Genomic DNA, 25,887 nt, shown 5'->3' on the forward strand with positions numbered 1-25,887 from the left:
CGGGGCCCAGGGAACTCCCTGGACCCCGTCGGCATCGGCCGTCGGCCGCGGACGTCAGCCGCCCAGCGGCAGCCCCTGCAGCGGCAGACCACCCTTGGTCAGGGAGTCCGTCGGCAGGTTGCCACCCTTCGCCGCACCGGAGGCCGCGTCGCCGAGGACGCCCGCCGCGGCCCCGGCCGTGTCACCCGCGGCCTTCTGCGCCACCGGCGCCGCCTTCTTCACGGCACCGCCGCCGGTCTTGCCCGCGGCCGGCACCGCCTTCTCGACCGCCTGGCCGCCCGCCGCACCGGCGAGACCGGTGACGTTCTGCGCGGCGCTGTCGACGGTGTTGCCCGCGTGCGCCCCGTCCACAGCGGTCAGACCGCCCAGGTTCGGGGTGGCCGCCGGCAGGTTCGTGGCCGCGCCGGCAGAGCCGGCCGCACCGACCCCGGCAGCCGCTCCCGCTGCGACGAGCAGCGCGGCACGGGCGATCCGGCGGGTCAGAGGGAGGGACATGATGCTCCATTCGACGGGAGAGAACGGTGTTGGTGTCCGGAGTCGGACGCCGTGACTACCGCTCGAAGCCGACGAAGGTTGCGGACGCCAAAGGTAAAGAATGGATAACGCATCGCATTATCAGGTGTGGATAAAAACGGGCAAAGGCCCGATCACCTGAAAGCGCGCAGAATCCTTACGTCCCTTGATTCCCAAGGGCGGCCGACAAGGACGTGGAACAAGCCCGCCGAACCGTGCCGTCCGCGGCCGTACAACCCGTCAGGGTGAGGCGCCGTACTACTGTCCGGTCACGATTCGGACCGCCCCCACGGACCGCTCCGCCCCCGAGGCCCCCGTGGACCCGGCGGTCCCCGTGGACCCGACGCTGTGCCAGTCGCCCCCGCCGTTCCCTGCGGTCCACTCCCGGCCCGCGTACGCGACCCGCTGGATGTGCAGCCCCGAGGCGTTGGCCACCGCCCAGTGCGCCAGCTGCCAGCCCCGCTCCCGCTCCGTGCGCCCGGTCGCGTCCGTCCGCGTGCCCTGCGGCACCGGAACGGTCACCGTCCGCCCGTGCGCGGTCGCCGTCACGCTCGGGGACGGAGACGGCGACGGAACGGCCGTACCGCCCACCACCGCACCGGTCTCCTGCAGCGCGTCCCGCCCGAAGTCGCGTACCAGCGCGGCCCGTACCGCGTCCGGACCCGTCGCCGGGGCCGTGCCGGTGTCCGTGGCCGCGTGCTCCGGGCGTCCGTCGCAGGTCAGCGCCGCCGCCGCGTACCCGGTGAGCGCCGCCGCCAGCAGCGTGGCGTCCGGCTCGTGCTTGGCGTACGCCTGCGGATAGCCGCTGCGCTGCACCCGCTGGGCCGCCACCGTCAGCGGCAGGTCGGTGTACTGCGGCACCCGCGCCAGGTGCGCGTAGAAGATGCCCGCCGCGTACGCCGGGTCCATGATCTGCTTCTCGGTGCCCCAGCCCTGCGAGGGCCGCTGCTGGAACAGGCCGAGCGAATCCCGGTCGCCGTGCCGGATGTTGCGCAGCCCCGACTCCTGCAGCGCGGTCGCGAGCGCGATGGTCACCGCCCGCTCCGGCATGCCTCGGCCGGTGCCGACGGCGGCGATCGTCGCCGCGTTCGCCGCCTGCTCGGGCGTGAACTCGTACGACGCCCCGTCGTGCGTGTCCGAGACCACCTTGCACCCGCGCACGGCCCCGCCTCCGGTGACGTACTGCACCACGAGGTAGGCACCGACGGCGGACAGGACCAGAAGCGCGGCACCGATACGGAGGATGCGGCCGCGACGCTTGGGACGCGTGGGGGACGGCTCTGACACGCGTACAAGGTACTGGAGTCCGAAACCCGCCTCGCGGCGGGTCCGCGGACCGCCGGAAACCCGCTCGTCGCAAGGGGCGCGCTAGGGTCGGGGCCATGGCCGACACCTCGCTTGACCTCACGCTGGACGCCGCGGCGCTCACCGCGCAGCTCGTGGACATCCCCTCCGAGAGCGGCACCGAGAAGCCCCTCGCCGACGCGATCGAGACCGCCCTGCGCGCCCTGCCGCACCTCACCGTGGAGCGCTACGGCAACAACGTGATCGCCCGGACGGACCTGGGCCGCGCGGAGCGGGTCATCCTGGCCGGCCACATCGACACCGTGCCGATCGCCGACAACGTGCCCTCCCGGCTGGACGAGGACGGCGTGCTGTGGGGCTGCGGCACCTGCGACATGAAGTCCGGCGTGGCGGTCCAGCTGCGCATCGCGGCGACGGTCCCGGCCCCCAACCGCGACCTGACCTTCGTGTTCTACGACAACGAGGAGGTCGCCGCCGACCTCAACGGTCTCAAGCACCTCGCCGATGCCCACCCGGAGTGGCTGGAGGGCGACTTCGCGGTCCTGCTGGAGCCCTCCGACGGCCAGGTCGAGGGCGGCTGCCAGGGCACCCTGCGGGTGCTGCTGAAGACCACCGGCGAGCGGGCCCACTCGGCGCGTGCCTGGATGGGCTCCAACGCCATCCACGCCGCCGCCCCCATCCTGGCCCGGCTCGCCTCCTACGAGCCCCGCTGGCCGGTCATCGACGGGCTGGAGTACCGCGAGGGCCTGAACGCGGTGGGCATCGGCGGAGGAGTGGCCGGCAACGTCATCCCCGACGAGTGCGTGGTCACGGTCAACTTCCGCTACGCCCCCGACCGCACCGAGGAGGAGGCGATCGCGCACGTCCGCGAGGTCTTCGCCGACTGCGGCGTGGCGGAGTTCGTGATCGACGACCACAGCGGCGGCGCGCTGCCCGGCCTGTCCCACCCGGCCGCGGCCGCCTTCATCGAGGCGGTGGGGGGCACCCCCCAGCCCAAGTACGGCTGGACCGACGTCTCCCGCTTCTCCGCGCTCGGCATCCCCGCGGTCAACTACGGCCCCGGCAACCCGCACTTGGCCCACAAGCGGGACGAGCGGGTCGAGGTGGCGAAGATCCTCGCGGGCGAGGAGCGACTGCGGAACTGGCTCACCGCGTAGGGATCGCGGGACGGGTCCCGGGAGGCGCAACCTTTCCGGACATTCATATGTACCCCCTCCGTAACCCGCGTAGATCTACGCTGAGGTCGAACTACCGGCAAGCGGAGGGAGCGCACATGGCTACCGGCAACCCCGCGGGGAAGAAGCAGCCGCCGGACGAGCAGCGGCTCGGACCGGTCCTCCGACGGCGAGGGCAGGTGATGCCCAGCACGACCGACCAGCGGCTGCTGGACGAGCGGGCCCCCTCGGACTGGGTGCACACCGACCCCTGGCGGGTGCTCCGCATCCAGTCGGAGTTCATCGAGGGCTTCGGCACGCTCGCCGAACTTCCACCAGCCATCAGCGTGTTCGGCTCGGCCCGGACGCCGGTGGACTCGGCGGAGTACGACGCGGGGGTCCGGCTCGGCCGAGGGCTGGTCGAGGCCGGCTGGGCGGTGATCACCGGGGGCGGACCCGGGGCCATGGAGGCGGCCAACAAGGGCGCGTCGGAGGCGGGCGGCGTCTCGGTCGGGCTCGGCATCGAGCTGCCCTTCGAGCAGGGGCTGAACCCGTACGTCGACATCGGCCTCAACTTCCGGTACTTCTTCGTCCGCAAGATGATGTTCGTCAAGTACGCGCAGGGTTTCGTGGTCCTGCCCGGCGGCCTCGGCACCCTCGACGAACTCTTCGAGGCCCTCACCCTCGTCCAGACCCAGAAGGTCACCCGCTTCCCGATCGTCCTCTTCGGCAGCGAGTACTGGGGCGGCCTGGTGGACTGGGTGAAGAACACCCTGATCGCCCAGGGCAAGGCCTCCGAGAAGGACCTCCTCCTCTTCCACGTGACGGACGAGGTCGAAGAAGCGGTAGCCCTGGTCTCCAAGGAAGCCGGCCGCTGACCCGCCCCCGTTTCCCACCCACCCGTCTCGGTTTTCAGCCGACCGAGACGGCTGGGCGGGTGGGAAAGCGGGGGTCCGGGGGGCGGAGCCCCCTGGTACCTAGGCCACGCCTCGGCGCGCCACCGCAGGGGGACGGTGTCCGGCGATGGACGCCACCATGTCGAGGACCTGACGGGTCTCGGCGACCTCGTGGACGCGGTACACCTGCGCGCCGAGCCACGCGGACACGGCCGTCGTGGCCAGCGTGCCGATCAGCCGTTCCTTCACCGGCCGGTCGAGCGTCTCGCCGACGAAGTCCTTGTTGGACAGGGACACCAGCACCGGCCACCCCGTCGCGACCATCTCGCCCAGCCGCCGCGTCGCCTCCAGGCTGTGCCGGGTGTTCTTCCCGAAGTCGTGCCCGGGGTCGATGAGCACCGACTCGCGCGGCACACCCAGCGCCACGGCCCGCTCGGCCAGCCCCACGGTCACTTCGAGAATGTCGGCCATGACGTCGTCGTACGTCACCCGGTGCGGACGCGTACGCGGCTCCACACCCCCCGCGTGCGTGCACACCAGCCCGGCCCCGTACCGCGCCGCGACCTCCGCGAGCCCCGGGTCGACGCCGCCCCACGCGTCGTTCAGCAGATCGGCCCCCGCCTCGCACACCGCCTCGCCGACCTCGGCCCGCCAGGTGTCCACGCTGATGATCACATCGGGGAACCGCCGCCGTACCTCCGCCACGAACCCGACGGTCCGCCGCGCCTCCTCCTCGGCCGTGACCTCCTCGCCCGGCCCCGCCTTGACCCCGCCGATGTCGATGATCGCGGCACCCTCGGCCACCGCCTGCTCCACGCGCGCGAGGGCGGGCTCGTCGCGGAACGTGGTCCCCTGGTCGTAGAAGGAGTCCGGGGTCCGGTTCACGATCGCCATGATCACCGGTTCGTGCGGCCCGAATTCCCGCTTGCCCAGCCTGAGCATCCCCTGTGACCTCTCCTCTTGCATCCCGCACCACGGCCGCCTGCGACCCTAACTGTCAGACTCGCATGGCACGATCGGACCCAGACACATTTGGCGCCCGGCACAGCGTCCGGCTCATCGAACGTGGGGACCTCTACCGATGGTGATGTTCTTGTTCCTGGTCGTCGCGCTGGCCGTCGTGGTCACCGCGGTGACACTCGCCGTGGTGGGCGGCGGCGAGAGCGCCCCGCTCCCGGAGACCGCCCCGGAGCGGCTCCAGGACGCGCTGCCGCCGGACCGCCCGCTGAGCGGCGCCGACGTGGACAGTCTGCGCTTCCCGGTCACCCCGCGCGGCTACCGCATGGCGGACGTCGACGACGCGCTCGGCCGCCTCGCCGCCGAACTCGCCGAGCGTGACGCCCGTATCGCCGACCTGGAGTCCGCGCTGGCCGGCGCCCGCGCCGCCGCCGCGCACACCCGCCTGGACAAGCCCGAGCAGGAGGACCGGCCGTGACCGTCATCGGACCCGACGGCCTGCGGCGCTGCCCGTGGGCGCTGACCACCGAGGACTACGTGGAGTACCACGACGAGGAGTGGGGTCGCCCCGTCCACGGCGACGACGCCCTCTTCGAGCGCCTCAGCCTGGAGGCCTTCCAGTCCGGCCTGTCCTGGATCACCATCCTGCGCCGCCGCCCGGGCTTCCGCGCCGCCTTCGCCGACTTCCGCATCGAGAAGGTCGCCGCCTTCACCGACGAGGACCGCGACCGCCTCCTCGCCGACCCGGGCATCATCCGCAACCGCGCCAAGATCGACGCCACGCTCGCCAACGCCCGCGTCCTCGCCGACTGGTCCGAGGGCGACCTGGACACCCTGATCTGGTCCCACGCCCCGGCCCCGGACACCCGCCCCGTGCCCAAGGCCCTCTCCGACGTGCCCGCCGTCACCCCGGAATCCACGGCCCTGTCGAAGGCACTGAAGAAACGCGGCCTCAAGTTCGTCGGCCCGACGACGGCCTACGCCCTGATGCAGGCGTGCGGCCTGGTGAACGACCACCTGGAGGCGTGCGTGGCCCGTAGCGCCCCGTAAGGGGCGCCACGCGGCGGGCGTCACCGCCCCAGGTACTTCGGCTTCTCCTTGTTCACGAACGCCTGCACCGCGATCGCGTGATCCTCGGACTGCCCCGCCCGCGTCTGCAGCTCGTCCTCCTTCTCCAGCGTCTCGGCGAGCGAGTGCGTCAGCCCGTAGGCCACCGCCTCCTTGATCGCCGAGTACGCCACCGTCGGCCCCTCGGCCAGCTTCCGCGCCACCTTCTCGGCCTCCGCGCGCAGCTCGGCCGCCGGCACCACCCGGTTGGCGACGCCCAGCTCCAGCGCGTCCTGGGCGCTGATGCTGCGCGGGAAGAGCAGCAGGTCGGCGGCGCGGCTCGGACCGATCACGCGGGGCAACGTCCAGGACACGCCGGAGTCGGCGGTCAGCGCGACCCCCGCGAAGGAGGTGTTGAAGGAGGCCGTGTCGGCGACCACCCGGTAGTCCGCGGCGAGCGCGAAGCCGAAGCCCGCCCCGGCCGCGACCCCGTTCACCCCCGCCACCACCGGCTTCGGGGCGCCGACCAGTGCCTTCACGATCGGGTTGTAGTGCTCCTTGACCGTGCTCATCGTCTGCCCGGACCCGGTCTCCCGGTCGGCGGCGAGCAGTCCGATGTGCTCCTTGAGGTCCTGGCCCACGCAGAACGCCCGGTCGCCGGCGGCGGTCAGCAGGATCGCCCGTACGGCCGCGTCCCCGGCCGCGGCCTCCGCCGCCTCCCGGAGGGCGACCTTGGTCGCGATGTTCAGGGCGTTCATCGCCTCGGGGCGGTTCAGCGTGATCGTCGCGAGTCCGTCGCTCACCTCGTAGAGCACGGTGTCGGCCATGGGGTGTCCCCTCCGGTGTCACGGCTGGTGACGTACCGCTCGGTACGTCTCTGTCCGAAGGACAGCATGGCGGAGATCGTCGTCCGCGGGCCGGAGCGAACGTGTGACCTGCGTCAAAGAAAACCGGAGTGGAGTCGCCCGGCAGGTGTCCGCGCGACGGAGCAGTATCGCAGCCACATCCCCGAATTGAGTGGTTTTGCTCGCGCGCGTTGCCCAAGCGATGCCGACTGATGTTGGTCATCGGGTCCTGAGATGCGGGATAATGGCTTGGAAGCAATGTGTTCGATGCCGGTGTCGCGTGTCCGCCTCAGGATCGCGGGTGCCCTCCGAGGGCTGTCGGCAGACGATGAGCCTGGTTTCAGGAAGGGGAACGAGCATGGCGGCCATGAAGCCGCGGACGGGTGATGGCCCGCTCGAGGTGACCAAGGAGGGGCGGGGCATCGTCATGCGCGTTCCGCTCGAAGGCGGCGGTCGACTCGTCGTCGAGCTGACCCCTGACGAGGCCGAGGCGCTCGGCGACGCCCTCAAGAAGGTCGTCGTCTGACGCGCCCGGATTCCTTGCCTTCCGGCTGCCCCGGCATCGTATGCGGTGCCGGGGCAGCCGCGTTTCCGGACCCGGGCAGGGTTTTCGTCTCCCGCCGGTTCTCCGTCTCCCGCCGGTTCTCCGTCTCCCGCCGGTTCTCCGTCTTCCGGCCGGACCGGTGCGTCAGCGCTTGACGGCGCACAGCAGCCCGTCGCCCACCGGCAGCAGCGACGTCACCAGCTCCTGGCTCTCCCGCACCGTGCGCAGCAGTTCCCGCAGCCGCAGCACCTCGGTCGGCTGGGGCCCCGAGTCGACCGTACGGCCGTTCGCGAAGACGCCCTCGAAGACCACCAGACCGCCCGGCCGCAGCAGGCGCAACGATTCAGCGAGGTAGTCGGAGTACTCCAGCCGGTCCCCGTCGCAGAAGACGAGGTCGTATCCGGCGTCCGCGAGCCGGGGCAGGACGTCCAGGGCGCGGCCCGGGATGAACCGGGCCCGGTTGCTGGCGAAGCCGCAGGCCCGGAACGCCTGCCGGGCGAACTGCTGGTGCTCCGGCTCCGGATCGACGGTGGTCAGCACACCGTCCGGGCGCATGCCGTGCAGCAGATGGATTCCGGACACCCCGCACCCGGTGCCGATCTCCGCGACGGCCTTCGCGTCCACGGAGGCGGCGAGCAGTCGCAGCGCGGCGCCCGTGCTGGGCGCCACCGAGCGCAGCCCTGCCTCACGGGCCCGCTCACGGGCCCAGCGCAGTGCTTCGTCCTCGGCGACAAAGGCGTCGGCGAACGCCCAGCTCGTCTGCCGGTTGCCGGTAATGACCCTCTCCTGTCCCCGTGGTTGCCTCGGCGTGACTGTATCCGTTGGCGCCGGGAACCCGCAGATGGGACTGTGCGTTTAAGAGGTTGAGCCGGTGGCCCGGGACACGACGGGGGGTAAGAGGTGGATCAGGACGCCGACCACATGCTGACGCAGCCGTATGAGCCGGATCAGCGTGTATCAAATTCTCGTAAAACCGCTTATCCGGAGCTAACGGGCGAGGTGGCTATGGTAGGGGCTCCACTGGACACCACCAGAGCCGACAGGGGAGGTGCGGCCGCGCCTGAGGATCGGGGAGGAGTGCTGCGGCGCTTCCTCGGGTCGGCAGGCAGGCCGAAATCCGTGACCGACACCGCTGCTGACAGCCACGCCACCGGTTTCGCCGCAGGCGACACCCAGACCGCGACCTTCTCCACCGACGCGGACGGGCAGGCGTGGACTCCGCCCACGTGGGAGGAGATCGTCAGCACGCACAGCGGCCGTGTCTACCGGCTCGCCTACCGCCTCACGGGCAACCAGCACGACGCCGAGGACCTCACCCAGGAGGTCTTCGTCCGCGTCTTCCGCTCCCTGTCCACGTACTCGCCGGGCACCTTCGAGGGCTGGCTGCACCGCATCACCACCAACCTCTTCCTGGACATGGTCCGGCGCAAGCAGCGCATCCGCTTCGACGCCCTCGGCGAGGACGCGGCCGAGCGCCTGCCCAGCCGCGAGCCCACCCCCCAGCAGGTCTTCAACGACGCGCACTTCGACGCGGACGTCCAGCAGGCCCTCGACACCCTCGCGCCCGAGTTCCGCGCCGCCGTCGTCCTGTGCGACATCGAAGGACTGTCGTACGAGGAGATCGCCGCGACCCTCGGCGTGAAGCTCGGCACGGTCCGTTCCCGTATCCACCGTGGCCGCTCCCAGCTCCGTAAGGCCCTCGCCCACCGGTCGCCGGAGGCGCGGAAGGCCGAGCGGCGCCCCTTCGCGGCCCGTGTCCCCGCTCTGGGGGGAGGGGGCGCGACCGCGTGAGTGGATCCCGACCGAAACCCGCTGAGGCGCACTTCGCCGAGCAGCACCTGGGAGACCGGCTCTCCGCCCTGGTGGACGGAGAGCTGGGTCATGAGTCGCGCGAGCGCGTCCTCGCCCACCTGGCCACCTGCGCCCGGTGCAAGGCGGAGGCGGACGCGCAGCGGCGCCTGAAGAACGTGTTCGCGGAGGCGGCACCGCCCCCGCCCTCCGAGAGCTTCCTGGCCCGCCTCCAGGGCCTCCCCGCGGGAGGTGACGTCAACGGCGGCGGCGCGCCGACGCCCGGGGGAGGATTCCTCGGGCGCGGGGCCGACGACGGCGTCTTCGGAATGAGACGCGGCGAGCGCTTCGAGTTCGGCTACGTGCCGGCCGCCGCCGCGCACTCCGCCGTGCCCGCGTCCTCCGTCGTGCCCGATGAGCGGGGCTTCCGCATCCATCCCGTCGGCCGTCCGGACGCCGACCGCTCCGCCTCGCGCGGCCTGCGGTTCGCGTTCGTCGCCGCCGGGGCGGTGTCGCTGGCCGCCGTCGCCCTCGGCGGCGTCACCGGCGCCCTCCCCGCCGACGTCACCGCGGACGCCCGCGGCGGGTCCGGCGCGGGCACCAACGTGAGCCCGGCCCGCTCCTCGGGCACGGGCGCGGGCACGGCGACGCCGGAGACCCAGCGGCGTCGTTCCACGGGCCCGCTGCTCGTCCAGGGCGGGGGCCTGCTCGGCCAGACCCCGATGGCGCCGACCTCCATGTCCGCGCCGCTGGTCCCCGGCGTGCAGGGGCCCGACACCGGCCAGGTCCGGGACGCCGTGCACGACCTGGCCGCGCCGGTGATGGCCGGTGCGGCGGCGGTCTCCCCGCTGATACGCCCGCTGAGCGAGACCACGCCGCTGTCGCCGGGCCCCTGGCCCACCGCGACCGGGGTCACCGGCCCCGGCACATTGTCCGCCCCCGTCCCCGACACCACCTCCGCGCCCTCCCCCTCGCCGGACCAGGCGCCCTGACCGGCCCTGCGCCGGACTCCCCGAACCTGGTTGAATCCCCTGAGGCCGTGCCCGCGGCGCTGACCCGGGCACGGGATCGACGTTCCGCGGACCCCGCCGAGACGCGCGGCCGCGGCCAGCCGTGGGGAGAGCATGAACGAGGGGAACCCGACGCACGTCCCGCCGCAGGAGCAGGGGGACCCCGGGGAACAGCCGTCGGCGGGGGCCATACCGACCGACGGCGACTTCGAACTCCCCAAGCCGCGGCCTGCGGCGGTTTCGGCGGCGGTGACGGAGCACGGCGGGGCCGAGAGCACCACCACGCCCCCGGAGCCGTCGGCTGCCCCGGCGGAGAGCGAGCGGAGCGCTGCCGAGGTGTCCCCGCCCGGTGCGGTTGGCGGTGAGCGGGTTGGGGCGGTCTCTGGCGGTGTCGAGCCGGGCGCGACGGTCTCTGGCTTTGCCGAGCCGGTCGGGGCGGTTCCTGGCGGGGCTGAGTCGGCCGAGGGTGACCTGGGTGTGGTTGAGCAGGCCCGGTCGGGTGCGGTTGGCGGTGAGCCGGGCGGGGCGGTCTTTGGTGGTGTCGAGCCGGTCGGGGCGGTTCCCGGCGGGGCTGAGTCGGCCGAGGGCGACCTGGGTGTGGTTGAGCAGGCCCGGTCAGGTGCGGTTGGTGGTGAGCCGGGCGGGGCGGTCTCTGGCGGTGTCGAGCCGGGCAGGGTGGTTCCTGGCGGTGTCGAGCCGGTCGGGGTGGTTCCTGGCGGTGGTGAGGCGACCGCTGTCGAGCAGCGCCTGGCTGAGTCCGTCGCGGCGGATTCGGTAGCAGTCGGGGGCGGGAGCCCTGAGGCCGTCGCCGAGCGGCCCAGGCCCCTGCACGACCCCGATCCCTACGGCACCCCGCCGTACGGTGAGCCGGGCCCCTGGGCCCCCGCGCCGCCGGTGCAGCACCCGGCGACGACACCGGCGCAGGGGACGGTCGTACCGCCCCAGATGCCCGCGCCCATGCCCGCACCCGCAGTCCCGCCGGCACACGCGCCGGTGGACTCCGTCGCGCCCGCGCCCATGGCCCCGACCGGGTCTGTCCCGGCCCCGGCCCCCGCCCAGCCACTGGCCCCGACCGCCCCCGCCCCCGCCCCGGCACCGGATCCGGCCCTCGCCCAGACGTCGGCCCCTGTCCCGCAGGACCCTGCTCCGGCACAGCCCTCAGCCGAGGCGCAGTACCCGGCCCAGCCGCAGGTGCCCGCGCCCCCGCACAGTCCGGGCGCTCCCGGTCCGGCTGTGGCGGCCGAGGGAGGGGCTGGGGGGAGGTATGACCCGTGGGCTGCCGGGACTCCGTCGCAGCAGCGGAGTGGGCAGGGGCAGGTGCCGTTGCAGCAGACCGGTGCCAAGGTGCTGACGGCCAAGCAGCGCAAGCGGCGGGCGTGGGGCCTGCTCACCGGGTGGACGCTGACGGTCGCTCTCGTCGCGGGCGGCATCGGCGGGCTCGTCGGTGCCTATGTGGAGCGGGAGGGCGTCGGAGACGTCCACCTGCCGCAGGCGGGCGCCGCGCCTGCCGGGCGGGCGCCGGACAGCGTGGCGGGGATCGCCGCCCGGGCCCTGCCCAGCGTCGTCACGATTCACGTGCGCGGGGACGACGAGGCCGGCACCGGCACCGGCTTCGTGCTCGACGCGCGCGGGCACATCCTCACCAACAACCACGTCGTCGAACCCGCCGCGTCCGGCGGCGAGATATCCGTGACGTTCAGCAGCGGCGACACCGCGAAGGCCAAGGTCGTCGGCCGCGACACCGGATACGACCTCGCCGTCGTCCAGGTCAGCGGCGTCCGCGGGCTCACCCCCATGGCCCTGGGCAACTCGGACGACGTCCAGGTCGGTGACCCCGTCGTCGCCATCGGCGCCCCCTTCGACCTGGCCAACACCGTCACCTCCGGCATCATCAGCGCCAAGGAACGGCCCATCACGGCCGGCGGCGACAAGGGCGACGGCAGCGACGTCAGCTACGTCGACGCGCTGCAGACCGACGCCCCCATCAACCCGGGCAACTCGGGCGGCCCCCTCCTCGACTCCCGCGCCCAGGTCATCGGCATCAACTCCGCCATCCGCTCGGCCGACGGCGGCTCGGACTCCGGCGAGGGCCAGGCCGGCTCCATAGGCCTCGGCTTCGCCATCCCCATCAACCAGGCCAAGCGCGTCGCCGAGGAACTGATCAACAAGGGACACGCCACCCACCCGGTGATCGGCGTGACCCTCGACATGGGCTACACCGGTGACGGCGCCCGCATCGGCACCAAGGGCGGCAACGGCGGCCCCGCCGTCAACCGCGGCGGCCCCGGCGACCGCGCGGGTCTGCGGTCCGGCGACGTCATCACCGAGGTCGACGGACAGCGCGTCCACTCGGGCGAGGAGCTGATCGTCAAGATCCGCGCCCACCGCCCCGGCGACCGGCTGCGGCTGACCGTCGAGCACGGGGGTGTGGAACGTCAGGTTCCGCTCGAGTTGGGCGCCTCGGAGCAGAACTGACACAAGTCTCACCTCGGGACGGTACCGGTCGGACAGGTACGCCGGGTACCGTTGAGCGACCGAGGACATCGCAAGGAGCTTTCAGGTGTTCAATGACATAGGGCCGCTCGAGCTGGTGACGCTCATCGTCCTCGCCGTGCTCGTGTTCGGTCCGGACAAGCTCCCGAAGTTCATCCAGGACACGATGCGCACGATCCGGAAGATCCGGGAGTTCTCGGAGAGCGCCAAGCAGGACATCCGTAACGAGCTCGGTCCCGAGTTCAAGGACTTCGAGTTCGAGGACCTGAACCCCAAGCAGTTCCTGCGCAAGCAGCTGGACAACGACGAGCTGGGGCTCAAGGAGATCCGCAACGGCTTCGACCTGAAGAAGGAGATGGCGGAGATCACGGACGCGGTCAACGGCCATGAGGGCAGCGCCTCGTCGTCCTCCTCCGCGTCGTCCGCCTCGTCCTCCTCCTCGGACGCGTCGTCCTCCTCGTCCTCCTCCTCGGACGCGTCGTCCTCCTCGTCCGGCGGGCGTCTCGACATGACCAAGAAGCCCGAGACGCCGGGCAAGGACGACCACCCGCCCTTCGACTACGACGCCACGTAGTCACGACATCGGCGGCCGCCTCCCGACACGCGCACCGCACGGTGTGCGCGGCGTGACGCGTTTCACAGCGCGCACCTGCCCCGGGCGCCGTGAACAGGCTGCCTGAACGACCCACGCGCCCGGCGCTTTCCCTGCTGTCTTCAGCGGTGTGGATATGCTGCCGAGTTGTTGTGCGGACCGGACGAGTACGCCCGAAGGGGGGCGGGCCACCCCGGTCCGACGAGAGCGAGGAGGCGTCCGGGTAATGGAGACGACGAGTCGGGTGGGCGCGCAGGCGCCGGCCGTGGCGGGTGAGCAGCAGTTCCCCGCCGCCCCGCGCACGGTCGACGGCTACCTGCAGGCGCCCTTCCCGTGGTACGGCCTCGACGAGGCCTTCACGGGGCCGCGTTGGCTGATGCAGGTCGGTACGGCGGCCGACGGCGCCGTCGAGCACGGGTCGATCGGACACGGCGACGAGCCCTCCGTCCGCAACGAGCATGTCGCCGCGTCCGGGGAGGAGGCGAGGGAGAAGTTCGCGGTCGTGGTCACCGTGCCCGTGAACCCGTCCCGGCACAGCGCCGACGGCACGGGGCTGCTGGAGGCGACCTCGGTGTCCTCGGCGGCCTGGCTGGCCGGTGTGGGGCTGCTGTCGTTCACGTGGCCCGGGCAGATGGACCACAGTCTGCGGGACGACTGGCTGGACCAGCAGACGGAGACGGCGTGGGCCCTGGCCGACGACCTCGAGGGCCCGGAGTGGTCCAGGCTCTCCCTTCCGGTGGACGGCGTGGCGACCGCGTTCCATTACCGGGAGTCGGAGTTCGGGTGGGTGCTGGCCGGGGCCACCGAGGCGGGGGTCCATCTGGGCGCCTACGGGCGGGGGATGAGCGCGTACGGGCTGGGGTTCGCCGTGGTGAAGGACATCACCGCGTACGCGTAGCCGGCCGGGATCGACGGAAAAGGGGCGCCGGATCGGTTCGGCGCCCCTTCGTCGTTCAGCCGTGCTGAGGGGTCAGAACTTGTTCTTCGGGGTGATGCCCAGGGACAGGCCCGACAGGCCGCGCTGACGGCCGCCCAGCTTGCCGGCGATGGCGCGGAGGGCGGAGCCGGCGGGGGAGTCCGGGTCGGTCAGGACGACCGGCTTGCCCTCGTCGCCGCCCTCGCGGAGGCGGACGTCGATCGGGATGTTGCCGAGGACCGGGACCGTCGTACCCGTGGTGCGGGTCAGGCCGTCGGCGACCAGCTGGCCGCCGCCCGTGCCGAAGACGTCGACCATCTCGCCGCAGTGCGGGCAGGGCAGGCCGGACATGTTCTCGACCACGCCGACGATCTTCTGGTGGGTCTGGACCGCGATGGAGCCGGCGCGCTCGGCGACCTCGGCCGCCGCCTGCTGAGGCGTGGTGACGACCAGGATCTCGGCGTTCGGGACCAGCTGCGCGACGGAGATGGCGATGTCACCGGTGCCGGGCGGCAGGTCCAGCAGCAGCACGTCGAGGTCGCCCCAGTAGACGTCCGCGAGGAACTGCTGGAGGGCGCGGTGGAGCATCGGGCCGCGCCAGACGACCGGGGCGTTGCCCGGGGTGAACATGCCGATGGAGATGACCTTCACGCCGTTCGCGGACGGCGGCATGATCATGTTCTCGACCTGGGTGGGCCGGCCGTCGGCGCCCAGCATGCGCGGCACGCTGTGGCCGTAGATGTCGGCGTCGACCACGCCGACCTTGAGGCCGTCGGCCGCCATCGCCGCGGCCAGGTTGACCGTGACCGAGGACTTGCCGACGCCGCCCTTGCCGGAGGCGACCGCGTAGACGCGGGTCAGGCTGCCCGGCTTGGCGAAGGGGACCTCGCGCTCGGCCTGGCCGCCGCGCAGGGCCGCCGCCAGCTCCTTGCGCTGCTCGTCGCTCATCACGTCCAGCGTGACGTCGACGCGGGTGACGCCCTCGACCCGGGAGACGGCGTCGGTCACGCGCTGGGTGATCGTGTCGCGCATGGGGCAGCCGGAGACGGTCAGGTACACGGTCACCGCGACCGCTCCGTCCGCGCCGATCTCCACCGATTTGACCATCCCCAGTTCGGTGATGGGTCGGTTGATCTCGGGGTCGTTCACCGTCGCCAGTGCCTCGCGCACCGCGTCTTCCGTAGCCATAAGGACGATGGTACGGCGAGCCCAGGGGCCTCCGGGTAGCCCCTCAACGGTCTTCTGCGTCACGTCCGGGCGACCGTTCCGACCGTTCCGCCGGGAATACGGCATGCCTGCGGTGGCCGTCGGGGCGGCTCCGCTCCTCCATCTCCTTGACCAGGTCCTGCAGCTCGGAGCGGATCCAGTCGCGGGTGGCCACCTCGCCCAGGCCCGTGCGCAGCGCGGCGATCTCCCGGGTCAGGTACTCGGTGTCGGCGATGGACCGCTCGTTCTGCTTGCGGTCCTGCTCCAGGTTGACCCGGTCGCGGTCGTCCTGCCTGTTCTGCGCCAGCAGGATCAGCGGGGCCGCGTAGGAGGCCTGCAGGGACAGCATCAGGGTCAGGAAGATGAACGGGTAGTTGTCGAAGCGCAGGGCGGCCGGCGCGAAGACGTTCCACACCACCCACAGGATGATGACGACCGTCATCCAGACGATGAAGCGGCCCGTGCCGAGGAAGCGGGCGATCTTCTCCGACAGTCGACCGAAGGCCTCGGGGTCCCACTCGGGCAGGTACCGGCGCCGGGGCGGGCGCGGCATGTCCAGGCGGGGGACGCGGTGCCGGGTGGTGGCCGTGGCCCCCACCGGGGTGCGCTCGCGCAGGCTCTCGCGGATGCCGTCACGCTCAGGAGGCATGATCACCGGCCCCCTGTCCCGCCCCGTGGCCGGTGGCCCCCTGCCCCGCCCCTTGGCCAGCAGCCCCCGGACCGGCAGCCCCCTGATCCGCCCCCGTGCCGGTTTCGTCGTCCAGGTGGAACTCCGTCTCCCGCCAGTCCTCCGGCAGCATGTGGTCCAGTACGTCGTCCACGGTCACCGCGCCCAGCAGCGAGCCGGACTCGTCGAGCACGGGGGCGGCGACCATGTCGTACGTGGCGAAGAACCCGGCGACGACGGGGAGCGCGTCGTCGGGGCCCAGGGACTGCGGGTCCTCGTCGATGAGCGCGCTGACCAGGGTGTACGGGGGATCGCGCAGCAGCCGCTGGAAGTGGACGGTGCCCAGGTACTTGCCGGTCGGGGTCTCGTCCGGCGGGCGGCAGACGTAGACCTGGGCGGCGAGGGCGGGGGAGAGGTCGGGGTTGCGGACCCGGGCCAGCGCGTCCGCGACGGTGGCGTCCGGGCGCAGCACGATCGGCTCGGTGGTCATCAGACCGCCCGCGGTGTGCTCCTCGTACGACATCAGGCGCCGCATGTCGGCCGCGTCGTCGGGCTGCATCAGGCTCAGCAGCCGCTCCTTGTCCTCCTCGGGCAGCTCGGCGAGCAGGTCGGCCGCGTCGTCGGGGTCCATGGCCTCCAGGACGTCGGCGGCGCGCTCCTCCTTCAGCTTGCCGAGGATCTCGATCTGGTCGTCCTCGGGCAGCTCCTCCAGGACGTCGGCGAGGCGGTCGTCGTCCAGGGCGGCGGCGACCTCGGCGCGGCGCTTGGCGGACAGGTGGTGCAGGACGTTGGCGAGGTCGGCGGGGCGCAGCTGCTCGAAGGTGGCGAGCAGGCTCTCGGCGCCCTGGCCGTGCTCCTCCAGGGAGAAGCCGGTGACGGCCGACCACTCGACGGTCAGCGTCTCGCCCTTGGCCCGCCGGAACGCGCCGCCCTTCTTGCCCTTGCGCACGAAGACCCGGTCGACCTCCCAGTCCCGGCGGGCGGGCAGCTGCTGCACCGACAGGTCGAGGACGGTGACCTCCTCGCCGGTCTCCACCAGCTTCACCCGCCGGTCCAGCAGCTCGCCGAAGACCAGCCGCTCGGTGGGGCGCTGCTCGAAGCGGCGTACGTTGAGGACGCCGGTGGAGATGACCTGGCCGGAGTCGACGCCGGTCACTCTGGTCATGGGCAGGAAGATGCGGCGCCGGTTGGAGAGCTCGACGACGAGCCCGAGGACGCGCGGGGGCCGCCGGCCGACGCGCAGCATGACGACCAGGTCGCGGACGCGGCCCACCTGGTCGCCGGTCGGATCGAAGACGGGAACCCCGGCGAGGTGCGAGACGAAGATCCGGGGGGCACCGGCTGCCATGACTGTGCTTCCTTTGCGTGGGGTGCGTAGGGATTGTGCTGATTGCTCGGAATTGCCCTCTCGCGTGCGCTTCAGGCTAGCCCGTACTGATCGGATACGCCCTGGTGAGCGGTCCGGACGGACTGGCTCCGCCGGGCGCGCGGGGCCCCGGTACGCTGCGGTACGCCGCTCAGGAACCGTCAGAAAGGCAGCTCCACCTGTGACTGCGATTCCCCAGGGCCGAACCCGCCGGACCACATGGGTGGCCGCGACATGCGCGCTGGCCGTGACGGGGGCGGTGGCGTTGACGGGATGCGGCTCGGACGACCCCGACGCGGGGACGAACGGGGTGGGCAAGCTGCCGGCCGCCACGATCCAGGCGAAGACCCGGGCGGCGGCGGACGCGGCGCCCGCGGTGCGGCTGTCCGGGACCGTGGTCACGAGCGGGCTGACCTACACGCTGGACATGCGGCTGAAGGCCGACGGCGGGACGGGCTCGGTCACCTCCAAGACCGGCACGTTCCGTCTCCTGCGGGTCGGCAAGCAGCTGTATCTGAAGGCCGACGCGGACTTCTGGAACCACGGCGGGGACGCCTCCGCGGGCGGCAAACTCGAGGGCAAGTACGTGAAGGTGCCCCAGACGGACCCGGCGTACAAGAAATTCAGCGGCTTCACGGACAAGGACGTCCTCCTCTCCGGCCTCCTGACCCTGCACGGCGACCTCACGACGGACGGCCGCCACGACCAGTCGGGTACCCGCACGATCCGCATCACCGGCGACGACGGCGCCGGCGGCACCCTCGACGTGTCCCTCGAAGGCAAGCCGTTCCCGCTCCGCCTGGTGCGGGCCGGCTCCGCGGGCACGCTCGGCTTCTCGGACTGGGGCAAGGACTTCCCCGTCGCCGAACCCGCCAAGTCGGACACGGTCGACTACGGCCGGCAACTCCCCACGTCCTGAACCGTCCAGGACGCGGCGGGCGGGTGCGTGGGGCGCCCGCATACGCCCCGTGCCATTTCCTCCGGGGCTACTTCTTCCGGCGCTTCGCCAGCAGCTTCGGCAGACCGGCCGGGATCGGCCGACGCGTCGTCGCCGGGGACGGCAGCGGGCGTTCCGCCAGGCTGTCGGAGGGCAGCGGCGCCACGGACCCCGTCGGCACCAGGCGGAGCACCCGGCAGGACCGGGCCCAGCGGGCGGGCATGTCCTCGCTGTCGGGGGCGTTGAGCCGCTTGCCCTTCAGCTCGGTGACCGCCGACTCCCACTCGGGGGACTCGGGACGCAGCTCGGAGACGGTGGCCTGCCAGGTCACCAGGCGGCCGCCCTTGTCCTTGCCGCGCACGGTCACCTCGGCCGAGCCGCCGTCGGTCAGGCCCGGCAGCGGCTGCTCGCCGGGGCCGTCGCCGACCAGGCACACGGCACCCTCGTGCCACACGTGCCACAGCGCACGCGCGGCGGGGGCCCCGGCGCCCCGCACCCAGATGAGGCCGGACTTCTTGCAGGCCTCCTCGATGAGGGCCAGGTCGAGAAGGGCCTGATCGAGCTGCTCGCTTGTCATGCGCCCAGCCTATCCAGCCGCCCCGCCGCCGCGAGGGCCCCTCACAGCCAGCCGTTGCGCTTCAGCGTCCGGTGGATGCCCAGACACAGGGCCACCGTGATCCCCATGATCACCGGGTACCCGTACTTCCAGTGCAGCTCGGGCATGTACTTGAAGTTCATGCCGTACACCCCGCACACCATCGTCGGTACGGCGATGATCGCCGCCCACGCGGTGATCTTGCGCATGTCCTCGTTCTGCGCGACCGACGCCTGCGCCAGGTTGGCCTGGAGGATGGAGTTCAGGAGCTCGTCGAACCCCACGACCTGCTCGTGCACCCGGGCCACGTGGTCGGCGACGTCACGGAAGTACTTCTGGATGTCCGGGTCGATCAGCCGCATCGGCCGCTCGCTCAGCAGCTGCATCGGCCGCAGCAGCGGAGCCACCGCCCGCTTGAACTCCAGCACCTCACGCTTGAGTTGGTAGATCCGCGCCGAGTCCACACCACGCGAGACCCCGCCCTTGCGGCCCGGCGAGAAGACCTCGGTCTCCACCTCGTCGATGTCGTCCTGCACCGCGTCGGCGACCGCGAGGTAGCCGTCCACGACATGGTCGGCGATGGCGTGCAGCACCGCCGAGGGCCCCTTGGCGAGCAGCTCCGGGTCGTCCTGCAGCCGGTGACGCAGCGCCCGCAGGGAACCCTGACCGCCGTGCCGGACGGTGATGAAGAAGTCCCGGCCGGTGAAGCACATGACCTCGCCGGTCTCGACCACCTCGCTGTTGGCGGTCAGCTCGTCGTGCTCGACGTAGTGGATGGTCTTGAAGACGGTGAACAGCGAGTCGTCGTACCGCTCCAGCTTCGGCCGCTGGTGCGCCTGCACCGCGTCCTCGACGGCCAGCGGGTGCAGCCCGAACTCGCTCGCGATACCGGCGAACTCCGCCTCGGTCGGCTCGTGCAGCCCGATCCACACGAACCCGCCGTCACGGCGCACCAGCCGCATCGCCTCCTGCGGCGACAGCGGCGTGCGGCTCTCCAGACGGGCGCCGTCGCGGTAGACGGCGCAGTCGACGACGGCCGAGGGCGTCGCGGGGTCGCGCGTGGTGTCGTACGACGCGTTCGTCTCCTTGCGCGGGGACGGACGGGACGACGGGCGGACCACGGCACGCAGGTCGCGGATCATCGACATGGGCAGGCTCCTTCGCGGGCGGGCGGCGAAGCGATGCCGACGACGGTTGGAACTACCCGGAATGGGGACGTCCTGTGCACGGATGTTTGGCACGTCCACAAAGCGGGGAGCACCGCACCGTCGCGGTGACGACTTCGCCGCTGATGCAGAACTGATTCAGATCAGACAGATCAGGCAGAGCGAAACGAAGTGCTCTTCCGAACGACGGCGCGAACGTGAAGGCGGCAGCCGGCCAGGAACTCGATCAGCGGGCGGAAGAGCGAGTGGTACTGCACGGTCGACTTCGATCCATGACAGCCCCACCTCCTCCGGCCGGTCCCTCGTAAGGGAGTCTCGTCGGCGTCGGGGCTTGATAGCGACGCTTCTGCGTGCTGCCCCGAACCACCGGCTCAGCGTAGCAGCAGCCCATGGTGTCAAGGCGCCGCTTTGCCCGCCGCTGACGAGTTCTATGCTCACCGCATGGTTGATGTTCTTCCTCTGGTCGAGGCCCGGTTGAGAACCGCGCTGGGCGAGCCGGACGCGCGCGCCGCGGTCACCTTCCTCGGCGCGGATCGCATCGAGGTGCTCCGCTTCCAGGAGGGCGACGTCGTCCGCTACGCCACCCTCGGCATGTCCGCGCAGCCCATGACGGACCCCACCGCGACCCTCGCCGACCCCGTCAAGGGCCCCCGCGCCGAGCTGGTCCTCTCCGTCCGCGCGGGCCTCGCCGACACCGACAAGGTGCTCCGCCCGCTCGCCGTGCTCGCCGCGACTCCGCAGGTGGAGGGCGTGGTCGTGGCCCCCGGCGCCTCCCTGGACGTGGGTGACCCACTGTGGCCGGGCGCCCCTTTCACCTCGGTCCTGGTGGGCGAGCCCGGCGGGCTCGTCGAGGACCTGGAACTGGACGCTCCGATGGACCCCGTACGGTTCCTGCCGCTGCTGCCGATGACTCCGAACGAGGCCGCCTGGAAGCGGGTGCACGGCGCGGGCGCCCTCCAGGAGCGCTGGCTCGCGAACGGCACGGATCTGCGGGACCCCGGCCGCGGGTCCGTCCCGCTGGACTGAGCGGGACGTGACCCATCTCACCAACGCAAGTCCGAAACCGGCCAGTTGGCAATCGGCCGGCAGGACGACCGCGAAGGCGAGGCCACGCCCGGTGGCCCGGACGGGTGATCGTCCTTGACGTGGCGCTGAAGGGGTAGGACCGTGGAGCCCTATGAGGGGCGAACCCAGTTGCCCGCGGTGTGGTGGCCGGGTCAGGGCTCCCGGTCTCTTCGCCGATTCGTGGCAGTGTGATGTGCACGGGACGGTGTATCCGCTGCAGCCCGTGATCCCGCCCAGCGTCGAGGCCCTGACCGTCGTCGTGCAGCGCACGCAGGTCCCGGTGTGGATGCCGTGGCCGCTGCCGGTCGGGTGGCTGTTCACCGGTGTGGCCTACGCCGGGGACGAGCGCAGCGGGGGTCGCGCGTCGGTCGTGGCCTGCTCCGGTCCCGGCCCGCTCGGCGGCCCCGGTGAGCTGATCCTGGTCGCCGAGGAGTTGGGCGTCGGACTCGGTGCGCGGTACGCGGGCATCGACGGCCCGGACCCGGGGTCGTATCTGAACGTCGAGAAGCCGCCCCAGGCCAAGGTTCTGGCCGCCGGGCGCCCCACCCCGCTCTGGCACGTCTCCGGCACACCGGACGACCGTGCCGTCTTCGCCGGCGAGGCGCTGGGCATGTGGCTGTGGGCGGTGATGTGGCCCGAGCAGTCGGGGCTGCTCATGTACGACGAGCTGGTGCTGACGGATCTGCGGGATGCCGGGGCAGAGGTGGATCTGGTGCCCTGCGGAGCGTTGTCGCCGCGCTTGCTTCGGCCGTAGCGCCCAGTGGGGTGGGGGGTTCTGCCGGTTGGCGGGTGCGGGTGCGTGGTGGCTGGTCGCGCCCACGCGGCGGAGCCGCATATCGATACAGCCTCGCGCCCCTGAGGTAGGCGGGTGTAGGGGGCGCTGGTCATGTGCGGGTGTGACAGGCACCGCCGTGGCCCCGTTATCCTTGGGTGTCCCCGTTCGTTCCGTCACCGCCTGGAGTTCGCGTCGTGCGCATCGATCTGCACTGCCACTCCACGGCCTCCGACGGTACGGACACCCCGGCCGAGCTGGTGCGGAATGCCGCGGCGGCCGGTCTGGACGTCGTCGCGCTGACCGATCACGACACCACCCGTGGGTACGCCGAGGCGATCGCCGCGCTGCCCGAGGGGCTGACGCTGGTCACCGGTGCCGAGCTGTCGTGTCGTATCGACGGCATCTCCATGCACATGCTGGCGTACCTCTTCGACCCCGAGGAGCCCGCGCTGCTCGCCGAGCGTGAGCTGGTGCGGGACGACCGGGTGCCGCGGGCGCAGGGCATGGTCGCCAAGCTGAACGCGCTGGGTGTGCCGGTCGCCTGGGAGCAGGTCGAGCGGATCGCCGCCGGCGGTTCCGTGGGGCGGCCGCATGTCGCCTCCGCGCTCGTCGAGCTGGGTGTGGTGCCCACGGTGAGCGACGCCTTCACGAAGGAGTGGCTGGCCGACGGCGGCCGGGCCTACGTGGAGAAGCACGAGACGGACCCCTTCGAGGCGATCCGGCTGATCAAGGGCGCGGGCGGCGTGGCCGTCTTCGCGCACCCGGCCGCCGCCAAGCGCGGGCGTACGGTCCCGGAGGCCGCCATCGCCGAGATGGCCGCGGCCGGCCTGGACGGCATCGAGGTCGACCACATGGACCACGACGCCGACTCCCGGGAGCGGCTGCGGGGCCTCGCGAAGGAGCTGGGGCTGCTGGTCACGGGGTCCTCGGACTACCACGGCAGCCGCAAGGACGTGTCGCTCGGCGAGTACACGACGGACCCCGAGGTGTACGGGGAGATCATCCGGCGTGCCACCGGCGCGTTCCCCGTCCCGGGTACCGGCGGAGCCTGAGACCCACCTGGATCGACCCCCTCAAACGTCGATCCCCCCAAGCGCTGATTCCCTCGAGGGCCTCTCCCTTCAAGAGTCGACCCCGTGCCGACTCATGCCCGTTTCTCCTTCTTCCCGCAAGGCCTGTACTTCCCCATGTTCGACCTCGCCGTCTTCGGCTCCCTGTTCCTGACCCTTTTTGTCATCATGGATCCCCCTGGGATCACCCCGATCTTCCTCGCCCTGACCGCCGGACGACCGGCCAAGGTGCAGAAGCGGATGGCCTTCCAGGCCGTCTGTGTGGCGGCCGGTGTCATCGCCGTCTTCGGTGTCCTGGGCCACCAGATCCTGAACTACCTGCACGTCTCCGTCCCCGCGCTGATGATCGCGGGCGGTCTGCTGCTTCTGCTGATCGCGCTCGACCTGCTCACTGGCAAGACCGACGAGCCGAAGCAGACCAAGGACGTGAACGTCGCCCTCGTACCGCTGGGCATGCCGCTGCTGGCGGGGCCCGGCGCCATCGTGTCCGTGATCCTGGCCGTGCAGAAGGCCGACAGCGTGGCCACGCAGGTCTCGGTGTGGTCCGCGATCCTCGCGATCCATGTCGTGCTGTGGCTGGTGATGCGGTACTCGCTGCTGATCATCCGGGTCATCAAGGACGGCGGCGTGGTCCTCGTGACGCGGCTCGCGGGCATGATGCTCTCCGCGATCGCGGTGCAGCAGATCATCAACGGCGTGACGCAGGTGATCAAGGGCGCCTGAGCCCTCGTCGTATACGCAGAGCCCCCTACGGCGTCGGTGCCGTAGGGGGCTCTGAAGCTTCTGCGGTGTTCCGCGTCTGTCGCGTCTGTTATGAAGCCGTGGTCTCGGCCGGGCGGATCCACAGGCGCTGTCCGATGGCGGCGGCCTGCTGCACGATCCGGTTGACGGAGGCGGCGTCCACGACGGTGCTGTCCACGGTGGTGCCGTCGACCTCGTCGAGTCGCATGATCTCGAAGCGCATGGCTTCTCCCTTCGCCTGGTCATCCTCCTGAGGAGAACTACTGGTGTGACGTGGTGTCTCGTGAGAGTCAACGCGCTTCAGGTTACAAACATTCCCTACGCTAAAGAAATTTTTCGAACGACTAATTACTGACCGGTAAGCGTTGCGCGTGGGACTCAACGGGACCAGTTGTGTTCGCAGCGTGACCGCCGGGACAATGGAGGTGATGAACGACGACCTGGCGGCCCTGGGCGCCCGCATCGACCGCACCAACGAGCTGCTGCAGCGCATGCTCGCCGAAGTGGCGAAGACGCCCTCCACCCACGCGATCTTCGTCGACGCGGGCTACCTGTACGCGGCCGCGGGCCGGCTGGTCGCCGGGACGGAGGACCGCCGCGCCTTCGACGTGGACGCCGAGGGCCTGATCGACGCGTTCATCGACAAGGCCCGCTCGATCTTCGCGGACAGCCGCCTGCTGCGCGTCTACTGGTACGACGGCGCCCGCCGCCGCATCCACACCGCCGAGCAGCAGTCCATCGCCGAGCTGCCCGACGTCAAGGTCCGCCTCGGCAACCTCAACGCCAACAACCAGCAGAAGGGCGTCGACTCACTGATCCGCTCCGACCTGGAGTCCCTCGCCCGCCATCGCGCCATCAGCGACGCGGCGCTGCTCGGCGGCGACGAGGACCTGGTGTCGGCGGTCGAGGCCGCCCAGGGGTACGGCGCCCGCGTCCACCTGTGGGGCATCGAGGCGCCCGAGGGCCGCAACCAGGCCGAGCCGCTGCTCTGGGAGGTCGACAGCCAGCGCACCTTCGACCTGGAGTTCTTCAAGCCGTACGTCTCCCGCCGCACGGCCGCCGTCTACGAGGCCGGCACCGGGACCCGGCCCACCCGCGAGGACGTTCGCTTCGTCGGCGCCCAGATCGCGGCGAAGTGGCTGGCGGCCCGGGGCCGCGACGCGCTGGTCGAGCTGCTCCCCGGCCACCCCTACCTGCCCGGCTCGGTCGACCAGGACCTCCTGGTCGAGGCCGAGAGCCTCCTCCAGTACTCCCTGCGCGGCCAGGCCGACCTGCGTCGCGCCCTGCGGGACGGCTTCTGGGGACACCTGCAGACGCAGTACTAGCGTCCTTCCGCCGCCCGGTCCCAGAAGTCGGCGAGGGCGCGGGCCGTCGCGAGCGGGCGGTCGGTGTTGGGGGAGTGCTCGGCACCCTCGACGACCGTCCGACGGGCCTTCAGCCGTACGGCCATCTCGTCCAGCAGCGCCAGCGGCCAGGTGTCGTCCAGCGCGCCCGACAGCACGTGGAACGGCAGCGGTACGGCGGCCAGTTCGGCGACCCGGTCCGGCTCGCTGCACAACTGGCGTCCTGTGGCGACGAGTTGGGCCGGTTTGGTATGCAGCCAACGGCGGCGCAGGTCCTCCCGGTTGTCCAAGCCGCCGTCCAGCCTGGCGGTGGCCGTCTCCTCGGGTGCCTCCATCGCCCGGATCGCCTCCCACACCTCCGCCATCGACATCACGGCGAGGGCGTCCTGCAGCAGTTTCACGCGCTGCTGCTGGGACGGCGAGATCTGCGCCGGGCCGGAGGCCATGAGCGTGAGGGAGCGGAAGGAGGTGTGGTCGATCAGCGTGGCCGCGCGCGAGATCTGCCCGCCGAGCGAGTGCCCCAGCAGGTGCACCGGCTCACCGAGCGCCTCCGTCTGGGCCAGCAGGTCCCGCGCCAACTCCTCCTGCGCGTAAGCGGATTCGTCCTGTTTCGGCCCGTCCGACTCGAACTGCCCACGCCCGTCCACGGCCACGGTCCGGTACCCGCGCTCGGCCAGCGGCACATGCAGCGGGTTGAAGTCCTCCTTGCTGCCCGTGAACCCCGGCACCAGCAACGCGACACCCCGGGGCTCGACCCCGTCGGCCGCGGGCGCGTCGACAACGGCGAACTCCCCACGCGCGGTCCGCAGGGAGTACGCACGGGCACCGGGAGGCGGGACGAAGGTGGCAGGCCTGCTCATGGGGAGAGGCTATCGGGCGGACACGGCACAACGACG

At 71.7% G+C, this 25,887-nt stretch carries 29 protein-coding genes; 16 read left to right on the forward strand and 13 right to left on the reverse strand.

Features of this window, described 5'->3' with window-relative positions; translation table 11 throughout:
* Positions 1 to 54: 54 nt before the first annotated feature.
* Both ABZ865_RS13900 and ABZ865_RS13905 read right to left on the reverse strand, forming a co-directional pair.
* Positions 55 to 495, reverse strand: coding sequence for an ATP-binding protein (locus ABZ865_RS13900; protein WP_361228786.1), 441 nt, complete (start codon positions 493 to 495; stop codon positions 55 to 57).
* A 276-nt stretch (positions 496 to 771) separates the two neighbouring features.
* On the reverse strand, positions 772 to 1,800 hold the full coding sequence (locus ABZ865_RS13905; protein ID WP_361228789.1) for a heavy metal transporter: 1,029 nt from the start codon (positions 1,798 to 1,800) through the stop codon (positions 772 to 774).
* A gap of 95 nt (positions 1,801 to 1,895) precedes the next feature.
* Here ABZ865_RS13905 and dapE point away from each other — a divergent pair, with 95 nt between their 5' ends.
* Complete coding sequence (dapE, locus tag ABZ865_RS13910) at positions 1,896 to 2,975, forward strand: succinyl-diaminopimelate desuccinylase (protein ID WP_361228792.1); 1,080 nt, start codon at positions 1,896 to 1,898, stop codon at positions 2,973 to 2,975.
* Positions 2,976 to 3,091: 116 nt separating this feature from the next.
* On the forward strand, positions 3,092 to 3,850 hold the full coding sequence (locus ABZ865_RS13915) for a TIGR00730 family Rossman fold protein (RefSeq protein WP_361228795.1): 759 nt from the start codon (positions 3,092 to 3,094) through the stop codon (positions 3,848 to 3,850).
* Between the two features lie 99 nt (positions 3,851 to 3,949).
* On the opposite strand, the gene folP is transcribed toward ABZ865_RS13915, so the two are convergent.
* On the reverse strand, positions 3,950 to 4,810 hold the full coding sequence (gene folP / locus ABZ865_RS13920) for a dihydropteroate synthase (RefSeq protein WP_361228798.1): 861 nt from the start codon (positions 4,808 to 4,810) through the stop codon (positions 3,950 to 3,952).
* A 139-nt stretch (positions 4,811 to 4,949) separates the two neighbouring features.
* Between folP and ABZ865_RS13925 the strand changes: the two genes are divergently transcribed.
* Together ABZ865_RS13925 and ABZ865_RS13930 are read left to right on the forward strand one after the other, a co-directional pair.
* Positions 4,950 to 5,303 carry a DivIVA domain-containing protein gene (locus ABZ865_RS13925; protein ID WP_361228801.1) on the forward strand — a complete coding sequence of 118 codons (354 nt, stop codon included), beginning with the start codon at positions 4,950 to 4,952 and terminating at the stop codon, positions 5,301 to 5,303.
* The gene (locus ABZ865_RS13930; protein ID WP_361228804.1) at positions 5,300 to 5,875 is read left to right on the forward strand and encodes a DNA-3-methyladenine glycosylase I; all 576 of its coding nucleotides are present in this window, start codon (positions 5,300 to 5,302) and stop codon (positions 5,873 to 5,875) included. The genes ABZ865_RS13925 and ABZ865_RS13930 overlap by 4 nt, the downstream gene beginning before the upstream one ends.
* Positions 5,876 to 5,895: 20 nt before the next feature.
* On the opposite strand, the gene ABZ865_RS13935 is transcribed toward ABZ865_RS13930, so the two are convergent.
* Positions 5,896 to 6,699 (reverse strand): enoyl-CoA hydratase-related protein, encoded by an 804-nt coding sequence (locus ABZ865_RS13935; RefSeq protein WP_361228807.1) that lies wholly within the window; start codon positions 6,697 to 6,699, stop codon positions 5,896 to 5,898.
* A 376-nt stretch (positions 6,700 to 7,075) separates the two neighbouring features.
* Here ABZ865_RS13935 and ABZ865_RS13940 point away from each other — a divergent pair, with 376 nt between their 5' ends.
* Positions 7,076 to 7,243: a DUF3117 domain-containing protein gene (locus tag ABZ865_RS13940; protein ID WP_018544333.1), complete on the forward strand. Its 168-nt coding sequence runs from the start codon at positions 7,076 to 7,078 to the stop codon at positions 7,241 to 7,243.
* A gap of 162 nt (positions 7,244 to 7,405) precedes the next feature.
* Here ABZ865_RS13940 and ABZ865_RS13945 read toward each other — a convergent pair whose 3' ends face one another.
* Positions 7,406 to 8,104 carry an O-methyltransferase gene (locus ABZ865_RS13945; RefSeq protein WP_361229694.1) on the reverse strand — a complete coding sequence of 233 codons (699 nt, stop codon included), beginning with the start codon at positions 8,102 to 8,104 and terminating at the stop codon, positions 7,406 to 7,408.
* A 234-nt stretch (positions 8,105 to 8,338) separates the two neighbouring features.
* Between ABZ865_RS13945 and sigE the strand changes: the two genes are divergently transcribed.
* Together sigE and ABZ865_RS13955 are read left to right on the forward strand one after the other, a co-directional pair.
* Positions 8,339 to 9,052, forward strand: coding sequence for an RNA polymerase sigma factor SigE (gene sigE, locus ABZ865_RS13950; protein WP_361228810.1), 714 nt, complete (start codon positions 8,339 to 8,341; stop codon positions 9,050 to 9,052).
* Entirely contained in the window at positions 9,049 to 10,041 is a 993-nt protein-coding gene (locus ABZ865_RS13955) for an anti-sigma factor (RefSeq protein ID WP_361228813.1), read from the forward strand. The genes sigE and ABZ865_RS13955 overlap by 4 nt, the downstream gene beginning before the upstream one ends.
* A gap of 633 nt (positions 10,042 to 10,674) precedes the next feature.
* Here the strand turns inward: ABZ865_RS13955 and ABZ865_RS13960 are convergent.
* Entirely contained in the window at positions 10,675 to 10,890 is a 216-nt protein-coding gene (locus ABZ865_RS13960) for a hypothetical protein (protein WP_361229756.1), read from the reverse strand.
* On the opposite strand from ABZ865_RS13960, the gene ABZ865_RS13965 reads away from it, so the two are divergent.
* The 3 genes from ABZ865_RS13965 to ABZ865_RS13975 all read left to right on the forward strand — a co-directional run bounded on the left by ABZ865_RS13965 (position 10,885) and on the right by ABZ865_RS13975 (position 14,042).
* Complete coding sequence (locus tag ABZ865_RS13965) at positions 10,885 to 12,534, forward strand: trypsin-like peptidase domain-containing protein (protein ID WP_361229697.1); 1,650 nt, start codon at positions 10,885 to 10,887, stop codon at positions 12,532 to 12,534. The genes ABZ865_RS13960 and ABZ865_RS13965 overlap by 6 nt on opposite strands.
* An 85-nt stretch (positions 12,535 to 12,619) precedes the next feature.
* On the forward strand, positions 12,620 to 13,126 hold the full coding sequence (locus ABZ865_RS13970) for a sec-independent translocase (protein ID WP_361228816.1): 507 nt from the start codon (positions 12,620 to 12,622) through the stop codon (positions 13,124 to 13,126).
* A gap of 244 nt (positions 13,127 to 13,370) precedes the next feature.
* Complete coding sequence (locus ABZ865_RS13975) at positions 13,371 to 14,042, forward strand: hypothetical protein (RefSeq protein WP_361228819.1); 672 nt, start codon at positions 13,371 to 13,373, stop codon at positions 14,040 to 14,042.
* 72 nt (positions 14,043 to 14,114) lie between these two features.
* Here ABZ865_RS13975 and ABZ865_RS13980 read toward each other — a convergent pair whose 3' ends face one another.
* The 3 genes from ABZ865_RS13980 to ABZ865_RS13990 are packed head-to-tail and all read right to left on the reverse strand — an operon-like array spanning position 14,115 to position 17,281.
* The gene (locus tag ABZ865_RS13980) at positions 14,115 to 15,248 is read right to left on the reverse strand and encodes an Mrp/NBP35 family ATP-binding protein (protein WP_361228822.1); all 1,134 of its coding nucleotides are present in this window, start codon (positions 15,246 to 15,248) and stop codon (positions 14,115 to 14,117) included.
* Between the two features lie 43 nt (positions 15,249 to 15,291).
* Positions 15,292 to 15,915, reverse strand: a complete 624-nt coding sequence (locus ABZ865_RS13985; RefSeq protein WP_361228825.1) for a DUF1003 domain-containing protein — start codon at positions 15,913 to 15,915, stop codon at positions 15,292 to 15,294.
* Positions 15,905 to 17,281 (reverse strand): CBS domain-containing protein, encoded by a 1,377-nt coding sequence (locus tag ABZ865_RS13990; protein ID WP_361228828.1) that lies wholly within the window; start codon positions 17,279 to 17,281, stop codon positions 15,905 to 15,907. The genes ABZ865_RS13985 and ABZ865_RS13990 overlap by 11 nt, the downstream gene beginning before the upstream one ends.
* 199 nt (positions 17,282 to 17,480) lie before the next feature.
* On the opposite strand from ABZ865_RS13990, the gene ABZ865_RS13995 reads away from it, so the two are divergent.
* Entirely contained in the window at positions 17,481 to 18,218 is a 738-nt protein-coding gene (locus ABZ865_RS13995; protein WP_361228831.1) for a hypothetical protein, read from the forward strand.
* A 67-nt stretch (positions 18,219 to 18,285) separates the two neighbouring features.
* Here the strand turns inward: ABZ865_RS13995 and ABZ865_RS14000 are convergent, their stop codons facing one another.
* Entirely contained in the window at positions 18,286 to 18,813 is a 528-nt protein-coding gene (locus tag ABZ865_RS14000; RefSeq protein WP_361228834.1) for a hypothetical protein, read from the reverse strand.
* Positions 18,814 to 18,854: 41 nt separating this feature from the next.
* Positions 18,855 to 19,979, reverse strand: coding sequence for a magnesium and cobalt transport protein CorA (locus ABZ865_RS14005; protein WP_361228836.1), 1,125 nt, complete (start codon positions 19,977 to 19,979; stop codon positions 18,855 to 18,857).
* 459 nt (positions 19,980 to 20,438) lie between these two features.
* Here ABZ865_RS14005 and ABZ865_RS14010 point away from each other — a divergent pair, with 459 nt between their 5' ends.
* The 4 genes from ABZ865_RS14010 (at position 20,439) to ABZ865_RS14025 (ending at position 23,630) form a co-directional block, all read left to right on the forward strand.
* Positions 20,439 to 21,023, forward strand: a complete 585-nt coding sequence (locus ABZ865_RS14010) for a suppressor of fused domain protein (RefSeq protein ID WP_361228839.1) — start codon at positions 20,439 to 20,441, stop codon at positions 21,021 to 21,023.
* A gap of 151 nt (positions 21,024 to 21,174) precedes the next feature.
* The gene (locus ABZ865_RS14015) at positions 21,175 to 21,816 is read left to right on the forward strand and encodes a DUF6758 family protein (RefSeq protein WP_361228842.1); all 642 of its coding nucleotides are present in this window, start codon (positions 21,175 to 21,177) and stop codon (positions 21,814 to 21,816) included.
* Between the two features lie 215 nt (positions 21,817 to 22,031).
* On the forward strand, positions 22,032 to 22,889 hold the full coding sequence (locus ABZ865_RS14020; protein ID WP_361228845.1) for a PHP domain-containing protein: 858 nt from the start codon (positions 22,032 to 22,034) through the stop codon (positions 22,887 to 22,889).
* 135 nt (positions 22,890 to 23,024) lie between these two features.
* Positions 23,025 to 23,630 carry a MarC family protein gene (locus ABZ865_RS14025; RefSeq protein WP_361229700.1) on the forward strand — a complete coding sequence of 202 codons (606 nt, stop codon included), beginning with the start codon at positions 23,025 to 23,027 and terminating at the stop codon, positions 23,628 to 23,630.
* An 88-nt stretch (positions 23,631 to 23,718) separates the two neighbouring features.
* Here ABZ865_RS14025 and ABZ865_RS14030 read toward each other — a convergent pair whose 3' ends face one another.
* Entirely contained in the window at positions 23,719 to 23,871 is a 153-nt protein-coding gene (locus ABZ865_RS14030; RefSeq protein WP_184968404.1) for a hypothetical protein, read from the reverse strand.
* Positions 23,872 to 24,067: 196 nt separating this feature from the next.
* On the opposite strand from ABZ865_RS14030, the gene ABZ865_RS14035 reads away from it, so the two are divergent.
* Entirely contained in the window at positions 24,068 to 24,973 is a 906-nt protein-coding gene (locus ABZ865_RS14035) for an NYN domain-containing protein (RefSeq protein WP_361229702.1), read from the forward strand.
* On the opposite strand, the gene ABZ865_RS14040 is transcribed toward ABZ865_RS14035, so the two are convergent.
* Complete coding sequence (locus tag ABZ865_RS14040; protein ID WP_361228849.1) at positions 24,970 to 25,851, reverse strand: alpha/beta hydrolase; 882 nt, start codon at positions 25,849 to 25,851, stop codon at positions 24,970 to 24,972. The genes ABZ865_RS14035 and ABZ865_RS14040 overlap by 4 nt on opposite strands.
* Positions 25,852 to 25,887: the final 36 nt, after the last annotated feature.

This window comes from Streptomyces sp. NPDC047085, from assembly GCF_040643735.1.
GTDB lineage: Bacteria > Actinomycetota > Actinomycetes > Streptomycetales > Streptomycetaceae > Streptomyces.

Bases quoted from the DNA above. Each gene is read 5' to 3' on its own strand.
- ABZ865_RS13990 (WP_361228828.1), bottom strand. From the start codon at position 17,281: ATGGCAGCCGGTGCCCCCCGGATCTTCGTCTCGCACCTCGCCGGGGTT.
- ABZ865_RS13915 (WP_361228795.1), top strand. From the start codon at position 3,092: ATGGCTACCGGCAACCCCGCGGGGAAGAAGCAGCCGCCGGACGAGCAG.
- ABZ865_RS14040 (WP_361228849.1), bottom strand. From the start codon at position 25,851: ATGAGCAGGCCTGCCACCTTCGTCCCGCCTCCCGGTGCCCGTGCGTAC.
- ABZ865_RS13980 (WP_361228822.1), bottom strand. From the start codon at position 15,248: ATGGCTACGGAAGACGCGGTGCGCGAGGCACTGGCGACGGTGAACGAC.
- folP (WP_361228798.1), bottom strand. From the start codon at position 4,810: ATGCTCAGGCTGGGCAAGCGGGAATTCGGGCCGCACGAACCGGTGATC.
- ABZ865_RS13925 (WP_361228801.1), top strand. From the start codon at position 4,950: ATGGTGATGTTCTTGTTCCTGGTCGTCGCGCTGGCCGTCGTGGTCACC.
- ABZ865_RS13900 (WP_361228786.1), bottom strand. From the start codon at position 495: ATGTCCCTCCCTCTGACCCGCCGGATCGCCCGTGCCGCGCTGCTCGTC.
- ABZ865_RS14030 (WP_184968404.1), bottom strand. From the start codon at position 23,871: ATGCGCTTCGAGATCATGCGACTCGACGAGGTCGACGGCACCACCGTG.
- ABZ865_RS14015 (WP_361228842.1), top strand. From the start codon at position 21,175: ATGAGGGGCGAACCCAGTTGCCCGCGGTGTGGTGGCCGGGTCAGGGCT.
- ABZ865_RS14025 (WP_361229700.1), top strand. From the start codon at position 23,025: ATGTTCGACCTCGCCGTCTTCGGCTCCCTGTTCCTGACCCTTTTTGTC.
- ABZ865_RS14035 (WP_361229702.1), top strand. From the start codon at position 24,068: ATGGAGGTGATGAACGACGACCTGGCGGCCCTGGGCGCCCGCATCGAC.
- ABZ865_RS14000 (WP_361228834.1), bottom strand. From the start codon at position 18,813: ATGACAAGCGAGCAGCTCGATCAGGCCCTTCTCGACCTGGCCCTCATC.
- ABZ865_RS13985 (WP_361228825.1), bottom strand. From the start codon at position 15,915: ATGCCTCCTGAGCGTGACGGCATCCGCGAGAGCCTGCGCGAGCGCACC.
- ABZ865_RS14005 (WP_361228836.1), bottom strand. From the start codon at position 19,979: ATGTCGATGATCCGCGACCTGCGTGCCGTGGTCCGCCCGTCGTCCCGT.
- ABZ865_RS13975 (WP_361228819.1), top strand. From the start codon at position 13,371: ATGGAGACGACGAGTCGGGTGGGCGCGCAGGCGCCGGCCGTGGCGGGT.
- ABZ865_RS14010 (WP_361228839.1), top strand. From the start codon at position 20,439: ATGGTTGATGTTCTTCCTCTGGTCGAGGCCCGGTTGAGAACCGCGCTG.
- ABZ865_RS13940 (WP_018544333.1), top strand. From the start codon at position 7,076: ATGGCGGCCATGAAGCCGCGGACGGGTGATGGCCCGCTCGAGGTGACC.
- dapE (WP_361228792.1), top strand. From the start codon at position 1,896: ATGGCCGACACCTCGCTTGACCTCACGCTGGACGCCGCGGCGCTCACC.
- ABZ865_RS13935 (WP_361228807.1), bottom strand. From the start codon at position 6,699: ATGGCCGACACCGTGCTCTACGAGGTGAGCGACGGACTCGCGACGATC.